Here is a 4,076-nt window from a genome sequence, read left to right as displayed (position 1 = left end):
GGTGAATTGTTGTCGGGCGCGAAGGCTTCGATCCAGCGGCCCGCGGTGGTGTCGAAGGCGGTGCGAACATCGTGTGCTAGCGTGAGCGGATCCGAGAAAAGGTTCAGGATCGCCTCGTGCTCAGCATTCATGTGTTGAATCAAATCTTCGACACTCCAACCGTCACAGCGGGTCGGCAGTCCCAACTCGGCGTCGCTGAGGTTCGCGACATCACTGCGTAGGCGGTGGAGCGCCGCCGCGTCGAGAGCGTAGATGTCGTGGTGATCAAACATCGCGGTGGCCTAAGCGTTTTGCCGGGGCTTTCGGTACGCGAGAAGCTGACGCGTCAGCGCTAGGCAAGTACTGAACGCGGACCGAAGAAACATCCACGGTGATGATCGCGAGGCGTTGCTCGGCGGTGCCATCGTCGCCGCGCCGGTAGATGCGGCGACGGGTTGGGAAGACGAACTTGTCGAACGTCTTGGGGTCGTGGGTGTAGTGCGCGACGGGAGCACTGCCCGTCGCATCCGCGGCGTAGTCCATCCGGCGCAGCATGAAGTGCTGGTCGTAGTAGAAGACCTGATCGGAGTTGTGGTTGGCGTTGTTCGGCGGAAAGTGCACTGCGAGGCGCCGCCAGGTTTCGTCGCCTTCCCGCCACGGCTGGATTTCGCTGACCTGCACGCCGGGGTAGGTGAGGCTGAACGGCTGGGTGAAGTAGTTCCAGTTTGCGGCGCTGGTGAAGTAAGCGGTCTGGATCGCATCCCACTTGGTGGTCTGCAGGTCAAACGGGGGAAAGCTCGACCGCGGATCGGTGCGCTCCTCAACGACCTTGCCGCTGGTGGTTTGAATGGCCAGCCGTTCTGGATCCACGTCGAACACTGAACAGTGGTCAGGCCCGGGAAAAGGTGTCGTCGTGACGTGTTCGCGGTGGGCGTCCATCGAGACCGTCAGCGTGGGCGCCAGGTCCGGCCAGCTTCGCAGGGCCCAAAACGGCCCTCCGACCGCGATCTCGGCGGTGACCGCGCTGACGTGGTCCCAGTTCGCCAGCCCGCCGTGGGCGTCCAGCACACTGTCGAGAAGCTCGCTGCTCATCTGCATCTCCTTAACGATTGGGGGGCGGTGTTACAGGTGTGGGAATGGATCGCTTGATGAGATCGGCGACCTCGTCGGGTTGATCCCATTGGGGCCAGTGGGATGCGCGATCGATCAGGTGCACTTCAGAGTTCGTGAATAGAGCGCAGATGTGTTGTGCCACATCAGGGGTCAGATTCGGATCATCGCGGCCGAATATCACCGACACCGGCACTTGGACGGTCTGCAGCCGGGCGGATGCGATCACAGCGTCCTGCCGGTCTAGGGCCGCGGGAAGACCGCCGGTCCATGACCGGATTTCGGCGAGCGCATCTGATTGGCTGTTGTCGCCGAAAAATTGCGGCACGATGGAGCTGACGCCGATGCCGTCGGGGGGAAGGCTCCCATCGAGGCCGAAGCGACGGCCGGTGTAGGCCAACAGCCACAACCGCTGGTTGGGGTCGTTAACTAGAGCGTCGGTCAACGGTGTCAACGCGGGATCGGCCATCAGAGCGATCATTTCGGGAAACCGAAGGTTCGGCTGCCGCCCGTAGTAAGTGTTCAGCAACACCAGCCGGGCAACGCGTTCGGGGTGGGCCAAGGCGAACTCGATGGCTTCCGGTCCCGATGCGTCATGTCCGACCAGCACCGCCTGCTCGAGTTGTAGGGCGTCGCAGACGGCTAGGAGCTCTTGTTGACGGCTGATGGCGCTCGATTCCCGCGAATCGCGCCGGCTTGATCGCCCGTAGCCGATCCAGTCGAATGTCACCACCCGCTGCGGGTCGAGTGGACCGATGAGCCGGTCGTAGATACGGGAGTCGTCGGGAAATCCGTGCATCGCCACGATCGCCGGAGTGCGGCCCGGATGGTCGCGCACATACAATTGACCACCGGCGTAGTCGAGGAGTCGTTCGGTTGGTTCATCCATGGTGCTGGCCTTCGTTGTCGCGGCGTCGATCTGGATGGGTTTGCTCGAGTTCGGCGGGCACCGGCAGCCTGAGTAGCGACAGCAGCTCGGCGAGCTTGGCGTCGAGCAGGCGGCCCACCTCGGTGATGCGGGGATCTCCAAAGCTGGCGAACCGTGTCGAGGGTTGGTCGATGCTGAAATGGGTTGCGCCGGCTGAATCCTCATAGACCGCGGTGCGCAGCGGAGCATAGAGCATGACCGCAGGATTGTGGCGGTACATCGTCTCTACGATCACGTTATTGCCCATCATGTAGGTCATCACTCGGGTCTTGTGCCCCAGTAGCCGCATCATCGGTGTCGGATCCAAGGACCAAAACCGGGCAAACGTGTGCGGTGTGTGTTCGGCGGTGTAGCGCACCACTTCGTCCAGGTCGCCCTTTTCCAGCAGGGCCCTCAGGTCATCTGACCCGATATCGGGGACAATTGTCTCGTAGCGCCGGCACAGGTCGTCGAAGCCGCTATCGGAGTCGATCACAAGGCGATTGACCTGGTGGGCGACGATGCGGGTGCCGGCGGGGCCGGTAGCAGACGGCGTCACGGATTCCCTCCTATCTTTCCCATCGGATTGCCTTTCCTAGACAGGGGTGGGTACCTGAGTATGAATCTAAACTGTATAGATATCTTTTTCAAGTGTAGGTTTGATAAAGAAGTTTCCGCTGGTAGTATGGCTCTTATGGCGGGCCGCAAGAGCTACAACCAGAACTGCCCGATCGCCAAGGGGCTCGACATCCTCGGTGAGCGGTGGACGTTGCTGATCCTGCGTGAGCTGCTCGCCGGACCGCGCCGCTACAGCGATCTGCGCGCCGAACTGCCAGGTATTGCGACCAACCTGCTGGCCGAGCGACTCAAGGAACTAGAAAAAGCGGGGCTGGTGGATCGCGCCGAGCTACCGCCGCCGATTGCTCGCACCGTCTACACGCTCAGCGACGCCGGCTGGCAGCGGGTGCTACCTATCCTGCAGAGCCTTGCCCGGTTCGGCCTCGATCGGATTGACTCCATCGACGGTGGCCCCGTCTCGCCACTGACTGGATTTCTCGCGTTAATCGTGGTCCCCTTCGACCCGATCAAAGCCGCTGGGATGACTGCGGCTTACCGTGTCGAGATCGACGGCCGGCGTTTCGAATTCGCCCTCGATCAGGGCCGTTTGGCGGCGGCTCGCGGCGAACCCGACGTGACCGTTACCGCCAGCGCCGCGGATCTTGCCACCGCGCGGCTGGGGTCCACCGAAGCCAAACGCAACGCCACGCTGCGGCGAATCAGATTCCAGGGTGAACCCGACGCCATCGAGGCACTGCGCACCGTCTTTTCGTTGTCGGCAAATCAAGCAACACCTGAGACGACCAGCAGATAGACAAGTCACCAAGTCCCCCCGATGAACAGAACGCTCATGACCACGCCTTTGACGGGTATCGCATCGGGATCTGATGGCCCGGCTCAAGTCCGCATTCACCGATCTTCCGGACGCACCCTCTCCCGATCTCCTTGACCACGAGCGGTTCACCGCATACATGAAGACACCTCACGACGTGGGCGGGGAGCCCGACGCGCCTATCAAATGAACCGCCCCGAGTTTGGTGCACACCTGGTTATTGGTGTGCAGCCGCATGTTCGGCCGTGTTTGTAGGGACCTACCGCGCCGAAATCGATGGCCGGTGTTTCGAGTTCGCGTTAGCCGAGGGTCACCTCGCGGCCGCGCACGGTAAACCGGACGTGACGGTCACCGCGAGCGCGGCAGATCTCGCCACCGCCCGCTTGGGCTCGACCGAAGCCAAGCGCAAGGCGGCGCTACGAATCATCGCGTTCGACGGCGAAGCCGACGCCGTCGACGCCTTACGTAGGCATTTTCGTTGTAGGGGATTCATGGAACCCGACGAGCACCTTGAGCCGGGCCTTGGGGCCAGCCACTAAGCTGACTGGCGTGGCCGGACCTGCTGACCTCGACGTGGCCGGATCGCCTGCCCGTCCGGTGCTGGTCGTCGATTTCGGGGCGCAGTATGCCCAGTTGATCGCCCGACGGGTGCGCGAGGCCCGGGTGTACTCCGAAGTGATTCCGCACACC

At 62.5% G+C, this 4,076-nt stretch carries 7 protein-coding genes and 1 pseudogene; 4 read left to right on the top strand and 4 right to left on the bottom strand.

Annotated features, from left to right (window positions below):
• The 4 genes from WAN71_RS04050 to WAN71_RS04035 all read right to left on the bottom strand — a co-directional run.
• Positions 1 to 272, bottom strand: a 272-nt coding sequence (locus tag WAN71_RS04050; protein WP_422224097.1) for a maleylpyruvate isomerase family mycothiol-dependent enzyme, incomplete at its 3' end; no start/stop codon positions are given.
• Positions 265 to 1,071: a hypothetical protein gene (locus tag WAN71_RS04045; RefSeq protein ID WP_422224096.1), complete on the bottom strand. Its 807-nt coding sequence runs from the start codon at positions 1,069 to 1,071 to the stop codon at positions 265 to 267. The genes WAN71_RS04045 and WAN71_RS04050, both read right to left, overlap by 8 nt.
• 10 nt (positions 1,072 to 1,081) lie before the next feature.
• The gene (locus tag WAN71_RS04040; RefSeq protein WP_422224095.1) at positions 1,082 to 1,978 is read right to left on the bottom strand and encodes an alpha/beta fold hydrolase; all 897 of its coding nucleotides are present in this window, start codon (positions 1,976 to 1,978) and stop codon (positions 1,082 to 1,084) included.
• Positions 1,971 to 2,555, bottom strand: coding sequence for a DUF302 domain-containing protein (locus tag WAN71_RS04035; RefSeq protein WP_422224094.1), 585 nt, complete (start codon positions 2,553 to 2,555; stop codon positions 1,971 to 1,973). The genes WAN71_RS04040 and WAN71_RS04035 overlap by 8 nt, the downstream gene beginning before the upstream one ends.
• A 135-nt stretch (positions 2,556 to 2,690) precedes the next feature.
• Between WAN71_RS04035 and WAN71_RS04030 the strand changes: the two genes are divergently transcribed.
• From WAN71_RS04030 to WAN71_RS04015, 4 genes and pseudogenes are all read left to right on the top strand, one after another.
• Positions 2,691 to 3,368, top strand: coding sequence for a winged helix-turn-helix transcriptional regulator (locus tag WAN71_RS04030; RefSeq protein WP_422224093.1), 678 nt, complete (start codon positions 2,691 to 2,693; stop codon positions 3,366 to 3,368).
• A gap of 73 nt (positions 3,369 to 3,441) precedes the next feature.
• Positions 3,442 to 3,573, top strand: a pseudogene (locus WAN71_RS04025) (nitrile hydratase subunit beta); the annotation flags it as partial.
• A 58-nt stretch (positions 3,574 to 3,631) separates the two neighbouring features.
• A complete protein-coding gene (locus tag WAN71_RS04020) occupies positions 3,632 to 3,925 on the top strand; it encodes a hypothetical protein (RefSeq protein ID WP_422224092.1) in 294 nt (97 codons plus the stop codon).
• A 10-nt stretch (positions 3,926 to 3,935) separates the two neighbouring features.
• The coding region (locus WAN71_RS04015) for a hypothetical protein (protein ID WP_422224098.1) at positions 3,936 to 4,076 on the top strand (141 nt) is incomplete at its 3' end.

Origin of the sequence: Mycobacterium sp. (assembly GCF_049280035.1) — a bacterium.
Taxonomy (GTDB): domain Bacteria; phylum Actinomycetota; class Actinomycetes; order Mycobacteriales; family Mycobacteriaceae; genus Mycobacterium.
This window is presented reverse-complemented; position numbering and strand designations above follow the sequence as displayed.